General features: G+C 66.0%; 15 protein-coding genes, 1 tRNA gene and 1 pseudogene. 7 read left to right on the top strand and 10 right to left on the bottom strand.

The window, feature by feature from the left end; translation table 11 throughout:
- Nucleotides 1-86: 86 nt before the first annotated feature.
- Nucleotides 87-581: a response regulator gene (locus ACTMVF_RS27180; RefSeq protein ID WP_441273815.1), complete on the bottom strand. Its 495-nt coding sequence runs from the start codon at nucleotides 579-581 to the stop codon at nucleotides 87-89.
- Nucleotides 582-776: 195 nt separating this feature from the next.
- Here ACTMVF_RS27180 and ACTMVF_RS27175 point away from each other — a divergent pair.
- Nucleotides 777-848, top strand: a tRNA-Arg gene (locus tag ACTMVF_RS27175).
- A gap of 272 nt (nucleotides 849-1,120) precedes the next feature.
- On the opposite strand, the gene ACTMVF_RS27170 is transcribed toward ACTMVF_RS27175, so the two are convergent.
- From ACTMVF_RS27170 to ACTMVF_RS27160, 3 genes and pseudogenes are all read right to left on the bottom strand, one after another.
- Nucleotides 1,121-1,975 carry a nuclease-related domain-containing protein gene (locus tag ACTMVF_RS27170; protein ID WP_441273728.1) on the bottom strand — a complete coding sequence of 285 codons (855 nt, stop codon included), beginning with the start codon at nucleotides 1,973-1,975 and terminating at the stop codon, nucleotides 1,121-1,123.
- A gap of 106 nt (nucleotides 1,976-2,081) precedes the next feature.
- Nucleotides 2,082-2,630, bottom strand: a pseudogene (locus tag ACTMVF_RS27165) (tyrosine-type recombinase/integrase); the annotation flags it as partial.
- A gap of 558 nt (nucleotides 2,631-3,188) precedes the next feature.
- On the bottom strand, nucleotides 3,189-5,768 hold the full coding sequence (locus ACTMVF_RS27160) for a DUF3376 domain-containing protein (protein ID WP_441273727.1): 2,580 nt from the start codon (nucleotides 5,766-5,768) through the stop codon (nucleotides 3,189-3,191).
- A 522-nt stretch (nucleotides 5,769-6,290) separates the two neighbouring features.
- On the opposite strand from ACTMVF_RS27160, the gene ACTMVF_RS27155 reads away from it, so the two are divergent.
- Nucleotides 6,291-6,941, top strand: a complete 651-nt coding sequence (locus tag ACTMVF_RS27155) for a hypothetical protein (RefSeq protein WP_441273726.1) — start codon at nucleotides 6,291-6,293, stop codon at nucleotides 6,939-6,941.
- A 216-nt stretch (nucleotides 6,942-7,157) separates the two neighbouring features.
- Here ACTMVF_RS27155 and ACTMVF_RS27150 read toward each other — a convergent pair whose 3' ends face one another.
- The 3 genes from ACTMVF_RS27150 to ACTMVF_RS27140 form a co-directional block, all read right to left on the bottom strand.
- Nucleotides 7,158-7,607, bottom strand: a complete 450-nt coding sequence (locus ACTMVF_RS27150) for a hypothetical protein (protein WP_441273725.1) — start codon at nucleotides 7,605-7,607, stop codon at nucleotides 7,158-7,160.
- Nucleotides 7,608-8,548: 941 nt separating this feature from the next.
- Entirely contained in the window at nucleotides 8,549-8,857 is a 309-nt protein-coding gene (locus ACTMVF_RS27145) for a PadR family transcriptional regulator (protein WP_441273814.1), read from the bottom strand.
- 286 nt (nucleotides 8,858-9,143) lie between these two features.
- Nucleotides 9,144-9,866, bottom strand: a complete 723-nt coding sequence (locus ACTMVF_RS27140) for a hypothetical protein (RefSeq protein ID WP_441273724.1) — start codon at nucleotides 9,864-9,866, stop codon at nucleotides 9,144-9,146.
- Between the two features lie 402 nt (nucleotides 9,867-10,268).
- Here ACTMVF_RS27140 and ACTMVF_RS27135 point away from each other — a divergent pair, with 402 nt between their 5' ends.
- Together ACTMVF_RS27135 and ACTMVF_RS27130 are read left to right on the top strand one after the other, a co-directional pair.
- Nucleotides 10,269-11,768 (top strand): reverse transcriptase domain-containing protein, encoded by a 1,500-nt coding sequence (locus tag ACTMVF_RS27135; RefSeq protein WP_441273723.1) that lies wholly within the window; start codon nucleotides 10,269-10,271, stop codon nucleotides 11,766-11,768.
- A complete protein-coding gene (locus ACTMVF_RS27130; RefSeq protein WP_441273722.1) occupies nucleotides 11,755-12,246 on the top strand; it encodes an SLATT domain-containing protein in 492 nt (163 codons plus the stop codon). Before ACTMVF_RS27135 ends, ACTMVF_RS27130 begins: the two co-directional genes overlap by 14 nt.
- 1,188 nt (nucleotides 12,247-13,434) lie before the next feature.
- Here ACTMVF_RS27130 and ACTMVF_RS27125 read toward each other — a convergent pair.
- A complete protein-coding gene (locus tag ACTMVF_RS27125; protein WP_441273721.1) occupies nucleotides 13,435-13,806 on the bottom strand; it encodes a hypothetical protein in 372 nt (123 codons plus the stop codon).
- A 168-nt stretch (nucleotides 13,807-13,974) separates the two neighbouring features.
- Nucleotides 13,975-14,478, bottom strand: a complete 504-nt coding sequence (locus ACTMVF_RS27120; protein ID WP_441273720.1) for an ATP-binding protein — start codon at nucleotides 14,476-14,478, stop codon at nucleotides 13,975-13,977.
- A gap of 263 nt (nucleotides 14,479-14,741) precedes the next feature.
- Between ACTMVF_RS27120 and ACTMVF_RS27115 the strand changes: the two genes are divergently transcribed.
- Nucleotides 14,742-14,972, top strand: coding sequence for a DUF397 domain-containing protein (locus ACTMVF_RS27115; RefSeq protein WP_079052310.1), 231 nt, complete (start codon nucleotides 14,742-14,744; stop codon nucleotides 14,970-14,972).
- Nucleotides 14,973-15,120: 148 nt separating this feature from the next.
- Nucleotides 15,121-16,041 carry a helix-turn-helix domain-containing protein gene (locus ACTMVF_RS27110; RefSeq protein WP_441273719.1) on the top strand — a complete coding sequence of 307 codons (921 nt, stop codon included), beginning with the start codon at nucleotides 15,121-15,123 and terminating at the stop codon, nucleotides 16,039-16,041.
- A gap of 12 nt (nucleotides 16,042-16,053) precedes the next feature.
- Here the strand turns inward: ACTMVF_RS27110 and ACTMVF_RS27105 are convergent, their stop codons facing one another.
- Nucleotides 16,054-16,872, bottom strand: coding sequence for an SAM-dependent methyltransferase (locus ACTMVF_RS27105; protein ID WP_441273718.1), 819 nt, complete (start codon nucleotides 16,870-16,872; stop codon nucleotides 16,054-16,056).
- Between the two features lie 326 nt (nucleotides 16,873-17,198).
- Here ACTMVF_RS27105 and ACTMVF_RS27100 point away from each other — a divergent pair, with 326 nt between their 5' ends.
- Entirely contained in the window at nucleotides 17,199-18,800 is a 1,602-nt protein-coding gene (locus ACTMVF_RS27100) for an MFS transporter (protein WP_441273717.1), read from the top strand.

The following is an 18,800-nucleotide window of genomic DNA, read 5'->3' as shown; positions in this document are numbered from 1 at the left end:
GCGGGCGTGCGGGCGATGTGTATGCCGCGGACGTCACGGGCGGCGAGGCCGCGCAGCGTGGTCGGCGGCCGCGCCGGCAGAGGTTGTCAGGCGCCGGTGCGCCCGGCGGCCTCACCGGCGCCGAAGACGCTCCCGAATACGATCTCGCCGGCGCCCGCGGCCTCGACCGCACCCTCGGCGTTCCCGCCCCGCTCTCCACTCAGCTCCCCGCTCCTCTCCCCACCCCTCTCCCGCTCGATCAACCGCCGTACGACGCTGACGAGTTCGGCGGGTTCGAAGGGCTTGGGCAGGAAGGCGTCGACGCCGACGTCGAGGCCGCTGTCGACCTCGTACTGGGTGCAGGCGCTCACGATGGCGAGGGGAAGATCGCGGGTACGGGGGTCGGCACGCAGCCGTGCGGCGGTCCGCAGCCCGTCGAGGCGCGGCATGACGACATCCAGGGTGACCGCATCGGGCCGTACCTGATGAACGACATCCAGACACTCGGCACCATCGGCCGCGGTCACCACCTCGAACCCCTCCAGTTCGAGATTGACCCTGATCAGCTGCCGGATGACCTTGTTGTCGTCCACAACAAGCACCCGGCCCGACGCGCCTGGCACAACTCGAGAGTAGGTCGAGACCGGCCACCGCGTCCGGGTTTTCCCCACTTCCACCCCCTGAGGACGCGCCACCCCAGGTCGCACCCGGTGCCACCACCCCAGAAACCTGTTCATGAACACCCCGGAGGAACTGGTAGTGTTCTACCCGTCGCCGCCAAGCAAGGCGCCCGACACGCCCCCGTAGCTCAGGGGATAGAGCAACGGCCTCCGGAGCCGTGTGCGCAGGTTCGAATCCTGCCGGGGGCACCCTGTATGAGGTGCCCAAAGACCCCGTCACCAGCGGAAACGCTGCGGTCGGGGTCTTCGCGTATGTGCAGGCGTGTGCCGCTCGGAGCGGCTGTACGTCGGCGTCTGTGGACGAGGCGTGGACGGGATCTTGGAGCATCGCCGCAGGTGAGGTCCAGGAAAAGACGAGGGCCCGCAGCAGCGCCAGGCGGCCGCCCGGATCATCGTCACGCAGTGAAGGTCACCCACAGCTCTCTCGGGGGGTGGCCGGCACCTCACTGAGGCGCACCGGCTCAGGCCCGGCTCCAAGCCTGGCGATGGCGAGCCACGCGGTACACCTGCTCGACCTGATCGGTCGTCAGCATCCCTGAGAGCGGCGCCAGTGCTGCTACTTGGCGTTCCTGGTACACCCGCACGCTGAGCTGCGTGGCGACCACCTTCAGATCGGTCACGCCGACGAAGACGAGCACTGGCTCCACCGGTACGGGAAAACCGCAATAGTGCTCAAGCACTCGGACTACTCGCTTGGCCTCCGCCCGGCTCTTGCGTGCGTAGGGCGCTGGTTTTCCGTGATCGACCTTCACGGCATCGTCGCCGACCCATACGGCCTTCTTGTGGTGGTGCTTTGTATTGATGCTGAACACCCCACCAGGCCCGATCAGCAAGTGATCGACGTCCACGTTGTTGGCCAGGGGGATGGAGTGCAGGACCCGCCAGCCGTGGCGCGCTAAGCGGTTCAGCTCGGCCCCCACTCTCCTCTCTCCCGCCAGCCCCTTCCGCCAGGAGTCCCACTCTGTGGGGCGCCGCAGCAGCCGTGAAACGACACGCTCCATTAGGCCCGGGCCAGATTCTTTGAGCAGCTGGCGGAGGGATGCTCCGGGAGAGTTGACGGCCAGGTCATCGTCCGGCGTCAGAGGCGGCAGCATCGGACGCGCATCAGCTTCGGGTGCTTTCTCTGGAACGACTAGATCGGGGTTGTTCTGTAAGTGGTGTGTCAGCACGGCGATCACGTCGTCACGATGCTCAGCACGCAAGACCGTGATGTCCCCCGTACTCAGGTCCGCCCAACCGACAGCGGTGCCATCGGGCAGGTTCGCATACAGGCGATCATGTCCGTACCGCTTCCACCGCGTGACCTTCAGCTCCACGAGCCCCCCTCATCTGCTCTGGGCCTGAGCATCGCAGCAGGTAGGGCTCAAAACGAGGGAGACCCCGGACAAGATGCCCGGGGCCTCGGTGTTGGTGCAGGACGTCTCACTCGTACTCGCGAAGGAGCTCCTCGATACGCCGGTTGGCAACATCCTGCCGTCCGTCGAGACACTTCGCGTAGCGGGCCAGCAGGACCTCAACGCTGTTACCAGCGCGCTCGGCAACCTCGGTCGGATCGACACCTGCGTTGAGCCATGTCGACAGCGCCGAGTGCCGAAGGTCGTACGGGCGACTCGCGAGAGGCGAGGAAGCTACGGCCGGCGGTAACGCGAGAAGCCGAGCTTCCTGCCACACACGGTAGTAGGTCGAGGACGGGACCACGGAGCCCTTCTCACTGAAGAAGAGCCGCCCGTCATCCGCCGTGCCGAAGGTGGTGAGGTGCTCGCAGAGCACGGCGACGAGGTGGGGCGGGATCGGCACCCGCCTGACATCCTCGGTCGGTCGGTTCTTCAGGCCGCGGTCGTCGTGGGTCTCCCCCGAGTCGGTCCACTGCTTGCCGACCGAGGGTCGAGTCCGGTGGAGCAGCACCGAGCCCCAGCCTCGTTCGGGGAGGGTCAGGTCCGTCTCAACTAGACCGACCGCTTCAGCCGGCCGGCTCGGCCTCGCTGCCGCCCTGTGTTGCTACAAACGACTCATCCGCCTCACCAGGTAGGACACGGTCTAAGCCGAGTTGTGGCCCCAAGGCTAGGCGGGGGCTCTGACAACGAGCCCCGCACAGCAGCGTCGGCAGCAGCTTTCAGCCCGAGCGCGTGGCAGTCACCCCCCTCCACCAGCCTGCACCCGACGGCTCCGATACCCGAAGACATCGTCCGGTCGCAGATCCAGCGGGGCGTAGGTCTGGCAGTCCATAGATGGGTGCCTTGCCTAAAGCGTGTTTCAGAACGGCGATCACGACAGGATCCGGCCACCCACGGCAAGGTCGACTGCCCGGTTGTGCGCCGATTTCCTCCGTCCTGGCAGCGCCCTCGAAGCACCTTTTGCAAGATCGGTCCGCGTTCTGCAACACGCTTTAGGGCGGATGTCTCCGCCCACCCTCAGACTGACCAATCAGGCCAACGTGCGGCGTCGCGACAATCCCTCGCGGCGTGACAGCAGCGACCTCGCCGGCATGATGACCGGCCGGCTCACAGGGCCAGCCGTGAGCACCAGCCGTCAGCGTCGGCTCGCCAGCCAGGTGACCAGCACTGCAAGCCCGATGAGGACAAGGACGGCACAACCGACGTTGCCCAGAAATGCGCGGAGCACTTGAGGGTGCAAGTCGCGAGGGTCACCACTTAGCGCCCGGCGGGCTCTGCGCCGTGGCCAGATGGTGAGGGGGCGCAGAATCCACGCCAGTGGGCCTCCAACCGGCGAATGGGGTGCGAAAGCAATTCGCCCGACCTGAACGGCTTTACGCCAGGGGGTCTTCATCCCTCCCTCCGCTGCGTCGGGCGGGAGGGTGCTGTTGATGATCCGGACTAGCGCGCCCGACAAGTCGCGCAGCAGTTGTTTTCCGGCCTCGGTCTCTACGACGTCACCCAGAATTTCGGAGTCTGTCTTCTTTGCCTGGTTGAGATGGCCCTCCAGCCAACTAATCGCCTCTTCCTCGCTCGGAGGCACATCCTCATGAGTTCGGGGTGCCTCATCCTTCAGGATCGCGAGGTGCAGTCGGCGCTTGAACTCCTGCCGGTCCGCAGCAGGGAGCTCAAAGAGCGACAGCAAGTGGTTGACGGCATCCAGGCGGCCCCAGGCGAAGTCCGATCGGCGCCAATCCGGGTCGACGAAGGCTCCGAAGTGTCCGAGCCTAAGCCCGTAGAGCTTCTTGTCCCCGAGATCCACCAGGTCAGGATCGCGGATGAGGGGGCTCATGTTGTCCGGGCTGAGTCTGAGGAAGGAGAACTCCGGCGGCAGAGGTGTGAGGAGCTTGCCCGGCGTCGCATACACGCGTGTGACGACTTCGATGGCAAGACAGCTGCTCATGACCTTTTCAGCAGTAAATCCGTTGCTCAATCCAGCTTCCGTGACGGCGTGTACATATGCACCGCTTGCTTCCTGGACGAGGTCCAGCAGGTTGGCCGGCATGTGGAGGTCGGTGTACGTGTGGTGGATCGCGGAGGCCAGCGTCTCGATGGAGACGGGTTGCTCCATAGCGTCGACCTTGGACTGTAGGTCGGTATCGGCCGTTTCCATCATGGCCAGTACTTTTCGGAGTACTTCGGTGACCTGCCGGTCGCCGTCGACGAGTGCTGTCTGTGCCTTTTCGGAGAGGCGCTCCTTTCCTGAAGGTTTATGGTCGGCTAGATGGCGCAGGTGCACACTCAGGCACTGCAGGAGACGTTCCGTCGCGGCCAGTCCCCATTGCCATGTGTCCCACGGGCCCGTCAGCTCCGACGACTTCCAGCGCGGGACCCAGGAAAGGGGATCAGGGCGGAGCAGTACACGGGCACAGTCATCGATCGTCCCGTCGCGGGGGGTGGCGAAAGTGATTTCGGTCCTGCCGTCGGCGAGCCTGCGGCGGGCGTCTAGCACTCCCGCGTAGACCCGATTTCGCCGGTACTCTCCGAGCAGGTCGCGCGCCGCTTTGATCAGGTGGTCCGCCAGTGGAGTGGACCCGCCAGGGCCGGGAAGTTGCTCTACGGAAGAGGTGGGTGCATGTGCCTCCCTCCACATACGCGCCAGGAGGTCGCTGGGCATGTCCTGAGCCCGGCCACGCAGCCTGGTGAGCATCTCCTCGACCGAGGACCGCAGGTTCGCTTCCGTCGGGTACTGCAGCGCACTCATCGGAGGCTTGTAGATCGGGATGTCACGGCATTCTGTGGCGTCGCCTGGGCTTGCCATGGCTTGACCGGTGGACGGCACGACGTAGACGAGCACGCGCCGAATGGGGCTGAACGCGATACCCCGGCTCGTGATGGCAGCGAGGACCGGCTCGAAAGGGGCGTTGTTGAGGACCCCGCCGTCCATGACACAGCTGGCATCTGACTCCGACAGCGGCCGTCGGCGCAGCTGATGGTCCTTCAGCGGTTGGCTGTCCACGGGCGGGAAGGCGGCGGGGTAGCTTGCGGAAGCCCTGGCGGCGAGCACTAGGCGAGCGGAGAATTGCGCAGCGAAGTCATTCTGCTGTTCCTGCTCGAAGCTCCACCCGTTCCCAGCCCTGCTATAAGTCCACCGGTGTCCGTGCCGGAACTGGTACAGGCGGCGGTGATCCTGGACTTCGAAGGGGTTGGAGAAGCTGTCCTTGAACGGAAAGCCCGCCCCGCCCAGCGCTGTGGCAGTCACGAGCAACTCCACCGCATTGGTCTCGCGTCCCACAGCTTGATCGATTCGCTCAACGGCATCGGCGACCTCTTCCCGGAAGGTCTCGCCGTTGAGAATGCTCGACGTGGTCGCCCCATGGAGAAGCCGGGTCAGCGAGGCCGACTCCTTCCATACATCACGCAGTGGCGGCAGCGCGCGCCCCCGGGCGATCGCGGTGGCCAGCAGCACGCCGTTGAGCCCGCCAGCCGATGTCCCCGACACGACATCGATGACCACACGTTCCTCGGCCGCGGCCAGTACCTCGCGCCAGATACGCTGGACTTCGTCTGAACCGTGGCCTTCCCTATGAGGGGGAGCGGAGGCATTCCGCAGCAGATCGAGCTCGTGCGTGACGCCACCCATCCAGACGGCAAGGCTCACACCGCCGTTCATCACCAGTGCCAGCCGTACCTCCCGTCGCACAACTTCATGACCGACGGCATTCGGTGTTCCCATGCAATGAAATCCTGCACGCCTGTGTGGCCGCGGGCCGGTACGCACGCGGACATGTCAGCCGAACGCCCGAAAGAAACAGAAGGAAGCGGTGACCTGCACCTACACCAGGTTCAGCTCACCGGCACAGCCACTCCGCTGCAACGCAAGCGGTGTGGCTCGGCTCTCCCCGGGCGCCCGTTGCCGGTAATGACGAACGTCGAGGACTACCGAGGTCAACGACGCCTCGCCACGTAGGGCACGGTCTAAACCGCCAGCCGCCATTGCCGGCCGATCAACCCATCAGACTTCTATGGCTCCCCGGACGAGAGATCAGACGAAGAGGTCCAGTGCCAGACCCGTGCCAGATTGTGCGGGGAACCACGGGGAGCCAATCATCCGCCCTCCGGGCGCCAGCACTGCTGAGGTGCAGGTCAGACGTGAGAATGCGCCTAGATCACCTTAGCTTCCCAAGCTGATGGCTCAACGCATAACGATGAGGCATCTTCGCACCAACGGCCTCAGCACCGATGTGATCCTCTCGTCATGGTCAGCGAGGACACCTCCACACACGAGAGCACCCAGGCAGCAGCCTCCTCCGAGGAGCCTGTGACCTTCATGAAACGCCGTCGTGGCCCAGTGACAGGCACGATGGCCCTTACCGCGGCGCTCTCTCTCACTGTCGGTGTTGGCATCGGCTATGCCATCGCGCACGCCTCCGAGGCTACGAACGCCACGGCGTCTGCAAGCGCTCCAATCATTTCCGGAGTCAGTGAGGGGACGGTCTGCGAGCTCGTGAGCGATGCCATGCAGCGACAGCTAAGCGTCAGGGAGGCGTCTCCAGTGGCCGAGGAGGAAGGTGGAGCCTCCTGCTACCTGATGATGACGGAGGACGGCGCGGAAGAACCAGCAGGCTTCGTGGTCGCCTTCTACCCCACAACGGCGTCTTTGCAGCAGACGGTAGATGCAACAGACGTGATCCCGGAAAAGGCAGAGCCGCTGCTGATCGAAGGGCGCGCCGCTGCCCGCCAAGTCCTTTATGGCGACGCTTGGAAGGCTCAGCTGACCGTCGAAGTGGGAGACGGGGCAACCCTCTATGTCGAGCGGTTCGGCCCCAAGAACTCGCTGTCAGAACGAGAGCTGCGTCGTTCCGTCGACGATCTTGCCGCAAGCGTTCTTCAGGGTCAGAAAGCCTGACGCCGGCAAGCGAACCGACTGAGGCGCTCCGCTAGGGTCAACTCGTAACGCCAGCAGAGGGCAGGCGAACGGGAACACCTGCGAACCATCAAGGCAGGCGAGGGCCACACAACCCAAGACTGAGCCGGCATCCGAGTTGGTTTCTGGACGAAGATGTCGCGTGATTACGCAGCTAACTCGCGCTCAACCACAACTGCTCCGCCGGTGAGCGCGCAGCTACACCGGCTGATCCGAGTACAGAGCCCGCAGCTGACGGCTCAAACGATCTTGGAGATCGTCCAAGGCAGTCCGGGCCGCCTCAGCGTTCGCATGAGCCCCCAGCCACTCTTGCACGCCAGCAGAAAGCTCTCGATCTTCCAGGCGAGCGATGTGCGCGTTGAGGTGAAGAGCCGACTGCGTAGCCGCCGCGCGGAATTCAGTACTCAGTGATCGTCCTCGACTAGGAACGTTCGCTGCCATGATGGCTTCGAGGCCGTGCTGAATCTCGATGATCGCTTCTCGCTGGAGGCTGACCCGCTCCGCGCGCAGACGAATCTTTGCTTCTTCCTGCGCCAATATTCGGTCCCGCCGGAGGGTGCGGGTGTCAGCAAGCTTCTGCCCCAGCAGCGTGCCGAGGCTGCCCACAACGACCCCAACAAGCGGCGCGATCGTCTTCCACCATTCCATCGGTGGATCGTATCCAAGCCAGCCAGGTCACCAACCGCCGTGTGTTACTCGTCCACAGGGCCCAAAAAACACCGCTCGTCCTTGGCATCACACCAAGCCGTGCCCACGCTCTCTTATCGACGCCCAGAACGGACGGGGTGACATCCACGGCTGACATCAACGTAGAGAAACACCAGCGGTCCGGGGCGGGCGAACTTGACCATGTCCTCCTGCGGTGAGGTGCTTCCAAGCGACCCGGGATCGAACTCCTAAAGCGGGTGTCACCGGTTCTCGTTCAGAAGCGACAGCACACGAAAAAACCGGCCCACACGAGATCAAGGGCCGGTCGTTCGCAGTGTTGACCAGCATGGAATCTCAGCGAGCCGTGCGCCGGAGCCTTCTCAGCCGGGCCCAACGGCTCTGGTGAATACGGCATCCCAGCAGCAGGCCGCGCGCGTTATTCCGGCATCCCGTGCCATCACGAGTCGCAGCACCACAGTAAGTCGGCACCTGAAATGCGAAGTACAGGATGCTCGCGCCAGCAAGAACTAGGGCCAACGCCACGCCCTCAGTCATCCAAACGGCTGGCGATAGCACAGACGTTGCGTAGCCCCAGTACGAGCGAAGCCCACCAAGGCTGTCCGGAAACGCCAGCCGCACGTGAGAACGGGGCCTCCGCCTTCGCCCCCTCGCGCCGGCTCCTGTATCCGCTGTGCGGAAGATATCTCGCATCCGCCAGGACGCTCCGACGACGATGGAGATCGCAGAGATCAGTTGCAGCAGCTTCCCAGGGCGATCTTCGAGGCCAGCAAGCCACTCCTCTTCGTACCGCTGAGCCATCGGAGCATCAGTGATGCGCCGCGCAGACCAACGCACCAACTTACGAGCCAGCCAGGGACAGACGTCAATCGCCTCGTTGACAACTGCTCCCAGCACGAGAGGAACGAGGATCTCGAGCGCGCTCACCAAGCGTTCCCCCAACGGGGCATCAGCCGTAGGGCAGGCCGTAGTCTGCCGCCGCTCCGTGCGGACGGTAGTTCGCCTCGCCTCTCCAACACAGTGGCCCGACTTGCTGCAGCCCCGTCACTGGTGAGGGAGTAGAAGCGCCGCCGAGGGCGACCTTCCTCAGGGTGCTCATCCTCCCAACGGCTCTCCAGCCATCCGGCCTGCTCCAGGCGGGCAAGGATGGGATACACACTGCCCGTCGGCCTTCCTGCGGCTCTGGCCACAGCGAAACCGTACAGCTCGCCGGATGTCAGAAACGCCTCCATGACGTCGAGCATCGCCGACGTGATCCGAAAGGGTTGCTCCATAGGCTAACTCTACATATGCAGCGGAAGAGTTGGCGGCACTCTTCGCGATTACTCGTGACGCACGTCCGGGCACGGCGGCACTGACGCGGCCTTGAGGTAGGTCACAAGTCATGTGCCAGATCCTGTGGGGAACCACGGGGAACACCGGGCAGCAAGGGGCGCCCGTCCGTGCACCGGCACAGCTCCACCGCAGGTCAGCAAGACAAGTACCCATAGATCGCCTCAGCTTCCCAATCTCAGAGCTTCAGCCGGATGTCTGGTGATCCGGCGCTTCTCCGCCGTTCAGTGCGTGACTGATCTCTAGAAGGCAGCCCTCGGGCAGAGCGAAGGCGTTGCTGGGGTTTCGGTAGGAATGCCCGCCGTCGTTGATGCAGAGGCCTCCTGCCAGCCTCCAGTGAGCGGGAGCCCATTGGCCCTGGTTCTCAAGGAGCATGTTCGCCACGTCGGCGGGCTCTTCGATCAAGGTGAGAGCGCTGAGCGCGGTGGTGACGGCAACGTTTGCGTCGTCGGGAAGTTGCGCGTCGCCGAGTGTGGGGAAGAGCAGCAAGAGACGGGCGTCGGGGTCGTCAACGCCCTTTGTTGACGGCTGTCGAGCAGCGGACAGCAACTCCGGCCAGGCCGTGCCGGGGCCCATGAAGTGACCGTCATCCACAGCGAAGGTTTCCGCTGCCGGCCAAGTCGGGTGATGTATCAGATAGTCCACCCCTCGGTCTCCGTCGAAGTTTCGGTAGACGACGTAGATGGTGTGGCCGGAGTGGAGGGGCACGCTGAACATCGGCCACTCCTGCTCGGCGGAGAGCACGCGGTAGAGCTCCATGGCCGCGTCCCAGTCGGCTCCGAACGCGGCTCGTTGCGCGTCCTCGCCTCGCAGGCAGGTGCCGAGGTGCACGGGCCAGAACAACGGATCGTCAAGGTAGGCACTGCCCTCGACCAGAGGGCCGCCTTCATATCCGGGGATCTTCAACACGCGAGGATGATGGCACGAGGGACCGACACCGCCCGGGCGTGAGGGTCGGCCCGCTCCGTCTCAGTTCCCGTCTCATTCAGCGCCGTTCACGGCCGTTCAGACGAGACCCAGAGCCGCTCCCGCCCCGATGGCCGGCCGCCCATGAACGCAGGTGAACTCCCGAGGCCGACGCCCACCACCGACCCAACACAGTGGGAAAGCGTGTTGGCGGTGCAGCGCTTCAACTGGTGTCTGGTCGTGACGGGGCACCTCGGCGGCTGGTAAACCATCCGCTTAACCGCGCGCACTTGCCCCTCATCGGCTGGTGGGAGACCGGTCACAAGCGAGCTAGACCGCAACCGAGCCCCTGCCCCTCCCAGATACCATCGCGGGTAAGGCGCCTTCATTCGACAAAGGGGACCGGTGGACCTTCCCAACAGGCTCACCAAAGCCAAAGACCTGCTCATAGCGGGCGAACATCAATCAGAGGTCCCCGACGTCATCGGGTATCAGGACGTACAACACCAGTGGGAACGCGGCTACCGCGAAACGCTGGTGCGGGCCATCGAGAACGACGCATGCGGCCCGGAAAGTACCAGCATCATCGACTTCCCCAAGACCGATTTGACCGTGCGGCCACTGGCCCGTTTCTCCACCCGAGACCGGCTTATCTACGACGCACTGGTCTTCACCATCGCTGATCAGATCGACTGCCAGCTTCACCCCGGCGTCTCCAGCTACCGATGGAACCGCTTCAAGGGCGAGCCTATCGGATGGTGGCCCAGCTGGTCCTCCTACCGGGCGAAGTCGCTTCAGGCTATCCGCTCCGACACTTCACTCAAGGTCGCCTACCTCGACATCGCGGCCTTCTACGAGCACATCGACGTGGCCATGCTCGGAGACGATCTAGAAGCCCTCGGTGGTGACGGTCCGGCCGCCGGCCACATCATCGACTTCCTCACCCGGTTCCAGACCATCAACCACGCTTGGGGCCTACCCCAAGGACCGGACGCCTCCGGCATACTCGCCAATCTCTACCTGGCCCCTGTCGATTCCTATCTGGCCCAGAACAGCGCCCGGTTCCTGCGCTACTCCGACGACATCAAGGTCTTCCACCCAGACTGGAGCGAGCTGCGTGATCTCTTCCTCGGCGTGAACAGCCAACTGCGCTCCAGGAGGCTCGCTATCTCCTCCAGCAAGACCGTCATCCTTGATCCCCAGGACGCCCGGGAACGCGAAACCGACATCCGACATGACTCGCTCGCCGGCGCCATCAAGAGCGGACGCCCACGGGCTCGCGAAGATCTCGCAGCCTACTTCGAGAAGATCGCCAAAGAGGGGAAGTTCAACGGTAACCAGGTCCGTTTCGTTCTCGGTCAACTCCGCATGATCAGAGATGATCGCGCCGTCGGCTGGTGCCTGGACAATCTCACCCGCCTCCCACACGCCATCACGCACGTGTTCAAGTACCTCAACGCAGCCAAGAGAAGAGCGCCCGAGATCGAAACCACCCTGGTCCGGTTTCTGCACTCCAGCAACAGCGCCACACACCCACTGATTGAGCAGCGCATCCTGCGCTACCTCATCGCCATGGGCATCAAGGATGAACGAGCGAAAGAAGCAGCGTGGAACATTCTCGGGGACCGTAACCGGGCCGAATACGCCCGCGAGTTCGCCGCCCGCTACATCGGAGAGCACTCGTCCCTTGCCGAGGCCCAGATGCTCCGCCACCGCTTCGAGGGGGAAACCAACGCTGCCGTCCGACGCGCCGTGCTCGTCGCGCTGTACACGGCTGGCTACCTCACCACCCGCTACCGCAAGGAGATCAGAGCCTCCGTCCCCGGCATGGAATGGCTCTGCAGCTTCCTTGCCACCAACCCACACATCAGTCCGCCCCGGATTGGACCCTATGTCTACTTCTGACACGCCGTTCGAGAGTATCAAGACCGAACTGGCGCGTATCCAGAGCAACTGCCTCTACACCGCTCAGGGATACTTCGAAGCGGCCAAGAGCGCAGAGAAGTGGGGGCGGCTAATGGTGTTCATCCCCGCCTGCGTGACCGCAATATGCAGCCTTCTGGTGGCTGTCAAAGTCGGCCCGCAAGTCTTTTTCAGTGGGCTCGGCGCCGTCTCCGGAGCCATCGCGGCCACTGCAGCTTTTCTGGGCTCACCAAAGACGGCGGCTGACCATCTCGCATCTGCCCGCGCCTACACCGCGCTCAAGCACCGCGCAGACACCGAGATCAGCCTCATGACCGAGGCATCCGACCTGGCGGTCCTCGAAGCCAGAACTCGAGAGCTGAGCGCCGACTACGTACGAATCACCTCTACCGACACACCGATGGCGAACAGGTTCTACGAAAGGGCCCAGCAGCGGATACAGCAAGGCGCGGCCGAGTAGTCGAGTCCGGGACAAGCAGCCAGTACCAAGCAAGAGCTTGGGCCAGGCAATGGCGGTTCACGACGAGACGGGGATGGTGGACTATCCGTGGACTCATCCCGCCTGATCAGCTAGGTGCAGGGCCGTGACCTGCCGCGTTGCCCTGCTAGCAAGGGGCCTCCGGAGCCGTGTGCGCAGGTTCGAATCCTGCCAGGGGCACTCACCCAGGATCAGCAGAGATCAGGTGCTGACCAGGGTGGATGCCTGGATGAGAGAGCGGGACCCAGTGTCACTGGGTCCCGCTCTTTGTCGTTCGGTCAGGGCAGGGCGGTGGCGCCGCGGGTGCCCTGGGGCGGAGGAGGTTTGGGTTCTCTGCGTGGGTGGTTCCGGGCGCTGCCGTGTAGGTGACCATGCGGAGGTGTGCGCCGGGCCATGAGGACGTCGCCGTCGAAGAGGATGGCGTCGAGCTCGGGGGTGGTGGATCGTCTTGTGGTCGGTCGTGTGGTCGGCGGCGTTCGTGTGGGGGGACCGGTGGTGGGCGAAGGCGTCGGATGCTTCTCGCGGGTCGCTGTGCAGGGCGCTCCACAGCGAGGCCCGGGTCGGGAGTCGCCGGACGTGCTCGCCCGTATGGGTGCCGTCGCCGAGCCGGGCATCACGGGCCATGGGCGCACCGCGTAGTCGACGAGCAAGTCGGCCGTCATCCATTTCGTGCACGCGTACGCGCGCCGGGTCCACGCCGGGATCGACGCCGTCGCCCGCGCCCCGGGCTTCGGTGAGGGTCCCGATGATGCCCGTGAGGCAGACCCCGTGGCCCGGTTCGCGATGCGGTACGTCCTGCCCTTGCCGGCGCTGACCCTGTTCGCCACCAAGCCGGCCCCATGCCGACCGCGGACGGGTGGGCCGGGCCGCTCCTCGGAGGAGTCCTACGACCACGACCCACTGCGGTCGTTGCGGCCTACGAAGCTGTCGGTGCCGCCACCGTGGATCACCCGAAGTGAGGGTCCCGATGATGTCCCGTCGGCCGGTCCCAGCGGGGTGGTTCGCCGTCGGTCAGTAGTTCCGCTGCCTGGGTCTGCGTGTGTGCGGCTGCTCTCTGGGCTTCCGCCACGGCGTCTCCGCGCTCCCGCACCAATTCTTCATAAATCGGCGGGTGATCGTTCTCGGATGAAGTGCGTGCCATGATTCCGGTCCTTCTGCTGGGTAATGCCGTCAGGCCCTGTTGAGACGGGCGGCAATTCCATGCCCGAGGAGCAGGTAAAGGGCGGCCGGGAGACCGTAATTGAGGATGACTCGTAGGCTCTCTGTGTCCATCGTGAAAATGTCCTGTGCCCATCCGCCGAGCCAGTCCGCCGTGCCCTGCACGAACTCCACGAACGCGTTGCCTTGGTTCGCGTCGAGCAGGTACAGCACGATCCACAGGCCGAGCAGACCGGCCGCGACGTCGGCGATCGTGCAGATGGCCAGGGCCGTTCTGCGTGCGGCGGCTTGCCTGCGGAGGGAGTGGTCGGGGTCTGCGGGGCGGTCGTACGCCTGGTGTCCGGAAACCGGGTCAGTGTTCACGAGAAATCCGATCTGACGCATTGCTGGGCGGATGGGTCGCCCCGCACAGCCGAAATTCGGCCGTCGGGGGTGACCGCTTCTACCTGGTTCTGCGCCATGCAAACGCGACCGCGTTACACCGCCGCCCGAGGCGTCCCGAATATGGCGGCCTAATAAATATGCCGGCCTATACGGACACTTATGCGTTGATCAGGCCTGGCGGGCGGTGGGGAGCATTGCCCACACCGTCTTGCCGAGGGGCTGGCGTCGGGTCCAGCCCCAGTGTTCGGACAGGGCGTCGATGATGCGCAGCCCGCGCCCGTGTTCGTCGAGGTCGAGGGGGTCGCTGGTGCGCGGGTACACGGGCGGGTCGTCGCTCGGATCGGTGACCGCGCAGACCAGGTGGGCGGGGCGGCGGAGGCTGAGCTTCAGCCAGATCTCGGGCTCGCCGGCGGCGGAGGGGTGGGCCGTGGAGTGCGGGGCGGCGTGCAGTACGGCGTTGGCGGCCAGCTCGGTGACCACCATGAGGGCGTCGGCGCTGCAGTGGTCGAGGGCCCAGTCACCGAGGGTGCGGCGGACGAAGTCGCGGGCCTGGCCGCAACCCTGTTCGGCGCCGACGAGGCGCAGGGCTGCCGAGCGAGGCGGGGTGCACGGGGGCTCGGGCCTGGCGAGATGGCTCCGGCCCAGGGTGCCGGGGTGAGCTGCCGGCGCCACGGCCCTCTCCACAGGCGGCGCAGCGCTACCGGGCGCTCGAAGCCCTTCGTACGCAGGTAAGGACACAACGTCTCCCTGATACACGGTCAAGGCGGGGGGTACGCGCTGCAGTTGACGCCACGGACTATTATCCACGCCGACGGCGCCTCCGTGCAATTTCACGGGAAATTGCGCGAGCGGTGTCGACACAGAGCACGTGATGCCCTCGGGCCCGTCGGGGCGGCGGGGCGCACACGTGGCCGAACGTGAGCAAGGAGAGTGCAGTGCCAACAGCACCGAACGGCGTGCGGGCAAGCTCGTTGGGCGTCCGCTGGACCAAGAGCCGGCACAGCAATGCCGAGGGCAACTGCGTCGAGGTGGCCCCCCTGGGCGACGGCAGCGTCGCGATGCGCAACTCCCGCGACCCCGACGGGCCGGCCCTCGTCTACACCCCCGCCGAGATCGCCGCCTTCCTGGCGGGCGCGAAGGAAGGAGAGTTCGACCACCTGGTCTGACCCGGACCGCCGCGAGGGGGCGTCCACGGAAGGCCAGCGGACCGCTGGGAAGCGGAAGTTGGGCCCCTCACTTACGCCGGTTCAAGCGGCACGAGGCGGCGGGATGCGATAATGCGGTCTGTCCCATGCCGGTCTACGGGGAGTCAGGATGTCCGCCGAGTCGCCTCGCATCTCCCGCCTCGAACCGTATCTGAACCGGTCCGAGCCCGCGCCGACCCTGCTGAAAATGCTGGTCGGCGTCCAACTGACGGGCATCCGTGAGGACTTCGGGCTCTCCCAGGACCAGGCGGCACGCGCCGCCGGGTTCAGTCCGGCGAAGCTGTCGCGCATCGAGGCGGGCAAGGGCCGTCGGCCGCCCACTGAGGCCGATGTCCGTACGCTGCTGGAGCTGTACCAGGCCGAGGAGTACGAGGCCTCGGTGCTGCTGCAGTTGCTGCGGCGGGCCGGTGAGCCCGGGTGGTGGCAGCGCTATGACAAGCGGCTGATGCCGGAGTGGTTCGACCGGCTGGTCGGGTTGCAGGAGGCGGCGACCGCCATCCGTACCTTCGAGCTCCAGTACGTGCCGGGCCTGTTGCAGACCGAGGCCTACGCCCAGGCCGTGGTGGAGCGCGGGCTGCCGTCGGCACCGGGCCGTGAGGTGCAGCGGCGTGTGGAGCTGCGGATGCGGCGACGGGAGCTGCTGCACCGGCCGGACGCGCCGCAGCTGTGGGCGATCGTGGACGAGTCGGTACTGCTGCGGATGCTGGGCAGCCGCGAGGTGATGCGCGAGCAGCTCGAGTATCTGGAGGAGATGGCCCGGCGCCCCCATGTGACCCTGCAGATCGTGCCCTTGGACGTGACCAACGCCTCCGCGCCCGCCATTCCCGTCACCTATCTGCGCTTCGGCGGCATCGATCTGCCCGACATCGTCTATCTGGAGCACATCAAGAGCGCCGCCTTCCTGGAGGACCAGGACGAGACGGAGGAGTACCGGATCGTCCTGGACCGGCTGGGCGACGAGGCCCTCAACCCGCGCGAGTCGCTGGAGCGGCTGCGTGAGACGAAGGCCCGGTACGCCCCTGCCCCTTAGGACGGCGCTTCGCTACGGCATTCGGCCCACGCCGCCGAACTCGATCCACTCCTGGGTGAGCTGGCGCGGAGCGACCTCGGTGTCGGGGCGCCAGGTGGAGACCTCCACCAGGCCCGGCTCCAGGATCTCCAGGCCCTCGAAGAGCTGCGCCACGTCCTTCTCCTGGCGCACCCGGCCCCAGTGGCCCTGGGTCGCCTGGTCCATGAAGTTGGTGACGAACTCGCGGACCTCGGCGTCCTCGCTGACCAGCTGGCACATCACCAAGTAGCTGCCGGGCACGAGTCGTGCGGCCACACGGCGGGCCACGGCGAGCGGGCCGTCGGTGTCGCTGTCCGGGATGCAGTGGAACACCGAGTTGAACAGCACGGCCACCGGCTGCGAGAAGTCGATCAGACGCTTGGTGTCCGGGTGGGAGAAGATGCCGTCGGTGTCGCGCATGTCGGCGTGGATGACGGCGGTGTTCTCGTTCTGCTCCAGCAGGGCGCGGCCGTGGACCAGGACCATCGGGTCGTTGTCGACGTACACCACGCGCGAGGACGGGTCGATGGCCTGCGCGACCTGGTGGACGTTGTTCTGGGTGGGCAGGCCGGAGCCGTGGTCGAGGAACTGCCGGATGCCGTAGTCCTGGGCCAGCGTCCCGACCACCCGCTGCAGGAAGCGCCGGTTGTTCAGCGCGAGGGCGCGGGTGCTGGGGACGACCTTGTCCAGCTGTTCGCAGGCGGCTCGGTCGGACGCGTAGTTGTCCTTGCCGCCGAGGTAATAGTCGTACATGCGCGCGGCTGTCGGAATCGTGGCATCGATCGACTTGGACAGCGGCTTTCCAGGTTCCATCGTTTCCCCCAGTGGCAGGGCCGGTCGAGGAGGTCACCTCGCCCGACAACACATCCTAGGGAGGCGGCAGTTGCTCAGGCCAGTCCGTCTGTCAACCACCGGAGGAACGCCACCCTTGTCGCCCGTCCCGGCATCTCGTTGTGTCGTCAAATGATCGTAGGTGTCTACGACGTGGCCGCGTCCGACGCCTGTCAGAGCGCGGCACTCATGGTCATGCAGGTGGCGTCCGTGAGGGCTTCTCGGCCTCCTTTCATGATCCGGCTGTGCGGCGCGCCACTTCGAACTAAGGTTCTCCGTCGGAAGCCACATTCGACGGGGGTACGCACGTGGCCGATTCGGCGCGCTCGCTTGACGACACCGCGCAGGACGGGGGGAGGGCAGGCCGGTTCGCCGGCATGGGTCCCTTCATGCTCGTCTGGAGCGGGCAGGCGATCTCCCTGGTCGGCAACTCCGTTCTGCGGTTCGCCTTCGTCTTCGAGACATGGTCGGCCACCGGCCGGGCCACGGCGCTGACCACGCTGTCGCTCTGCGCGATGCTCCCCCAGGTGCTGCTCAGCCCGCTCGCCGGAGCCTTCGTCGACCGGCTCAACCGGCGTACGGCGCTGCAGCTCGCGGACGGTGGCGGACTGCTGGTCGTGGCGCTGCTCGGCGTGCTGCACCTCGCCGGCGGGCTGCACACCTGGGAGGTCTACGCGGCCGTCATGCTGCTCGGTGGCGCCGCCGCCTTCCAGTTCCCGGCGCTGGGCGCCGCCGTGCCGCTGCTGGTGGACAAGGCGCAACTCCAGCGGGCCAACAGTCTGCTGGCGAGCGCCAAGAGCACGGCGGATGTCGGCGGTCCGGCGCTGGGCGGGCTCCTGGTGGCGTTCTCCGGGCTCGGTTTCATCCTCGTCGCCGACCTGGTGAGCTTCGCTGTCGCGCTGGCCGCCATCCGGGTCGTACGGATGCGGGAGGACGGCAGCCCCGCGAGGAAGCCGGGGGGCGCGGCGCGGGGGAAGCTCGTCGCGGAGGCCGTCGAGGGGATGCGGTTTCTCTTCCGGTATCCGAGCCTGCGCGATCTGATGCTGGCGTTCTGCGTGGTCAACCTGGTCATGGTCTTCGGCTTCGCCGCCGTACAGCCCATGGTGCTGGCCCGGTCCGGCGGCGAGACCACGGCGCTGGCGAGCGTCAACACGGCGATCGGGGTCGGTGGGATCGCGGGCGGGCTGCTGATGGCGGCCTGGAGCGGGCCGAAGAACCGGGCCCGGGGCATGCTGCTCGGGATCATCGGCATGTGCCTGTCCGCCCAGGTGGCCATGGCTCTCGCGCGCGGTGTGGTCGGCTGGTGCGCGGCCATTCTGGTGGGCGCGGCGCTCATGCCGATGATCAACGGCGTGATGCAGGCGATCGTGCAGACCAAGGTTCCGCAGGAGTGGCACGGGCGGGTCTTCGGCGCCGTGGTGTTCCTGTCGCAGATCTCCGTCCCGCTGGCGACCGCGGTCTCCGGGCCGCTCGCCGACCATGTCTTCGAACCGCAGGCCGAGGACGGCACCGGGATCTTCGTGCTGCTCGGGCCGCTCGTGGGCGACGGTCCGGGCAGCGGCATGGCCGCCATGCTGCTCATCGCCGGCCTGTGCGGCATCGCCGTCGGGGTGCTGAGCATGACCCGGCGCACGGTGCGGGAGATCGACTCGCTGCTGCCGGACATCGATGCCGAGCCCGGCCGGGACGACGCGGGGAGCGGGGCCCGCACGGGCGACGGGGACGGCACGGGTGACGAGGGCGGCACGGGTGACGAGGGCGGCGCGAGCGCCGACGAGGCGGTGACCCGCGACGACGCCGGGCGCCCCGGTGGTCCCGAGGATCCGGACAAGCGCCGCGACGCCCCCGGCGATCCCGAAAACCCCGAGAACCCCGACAACCCCGAGAACAAAGCACTCGTGGAGGGCTGA

Origin of the sequence: Streptomyces sp. SD31 (assembly GCF_052068475.1) — a bacterium.
In the GTDB taxonomy this organism is placed as follows: domain Bacteria; phylum Actinomycetota; class Actinomycetes; order Streptomycetales; family Streptomycetaceae; genus Streptomyces.
The sequence above is the reverse complement of the archived record's forward strand: the minus strand, read 5'-3'. Positions and strand labels throughout refer to the sequence as shown.

What these genes read in the sequence shown, in the direction of transcription:
- ACTMVF_RS27160 (WP_441273727.1), bottom strand. Translation starts at nt 5,768, where the DNA reads ATGGGAACACCGAATGCCGTCGGTCATGAAGTTGTGCGACGGGAGGTA.
- ACTMVF_RS27155 (WP_441273726.1), top strand. Translation starts at nt 6,291, where the DNA reads ATGGTCAGCGAGGACACCTCCACACACGAGAGCACCCAGGCAGCAGCC.
- ACTMVF_RS27150 (WP_441273725.1), bottom strand. Translation starts at nt 7,607, where the DNA reads ATGGAATGGTGGAAGACGATCGCGCCGCTTGTTGGGGTCGTTGTGGGC.
- ACTMVF_RS27145 (WP_441273814.1), bottom strand. Translation starts at nt 8,857, where the DNA reads ATGGAGGCGTTTCTGACATCCGGCGAGCTGTACGGTTTCGCTGTGGCC.
- ACTMVF_RS27130 (WP_441273722.1), top strand. Translation starts at nt 11,755, where the DNA reads ATGTCTACTTCTGACACGCCGTTCGAGAGTATCAAGACCGAACTGGCG.
- ACTMVF_RS27125 (WP_441273721.1), bottom strand. Translation starts at nt 13,806, where the DNA reads ATGCGTCAGATCGGATTTCTCGTGAACACTGACCCGGTTTCCGGACAC.
- ACTMVF_RS27110 (WP_441273719.1), top strand. Translation starts at nt 15,121, where the DNA reads ATGTCCGCCGAGTCGCCTCGCATCTCCCGCCTCGAACCGTATCTGAAC.
- ACTMVF_RS27105 (WP_441273718.1), bottom strand. Translation starts at nt 16,872, where the DNA reads ATGGAACCTGGAAAGCCGCTGTCCAAGTCGATCGATGCCACGATTCCG.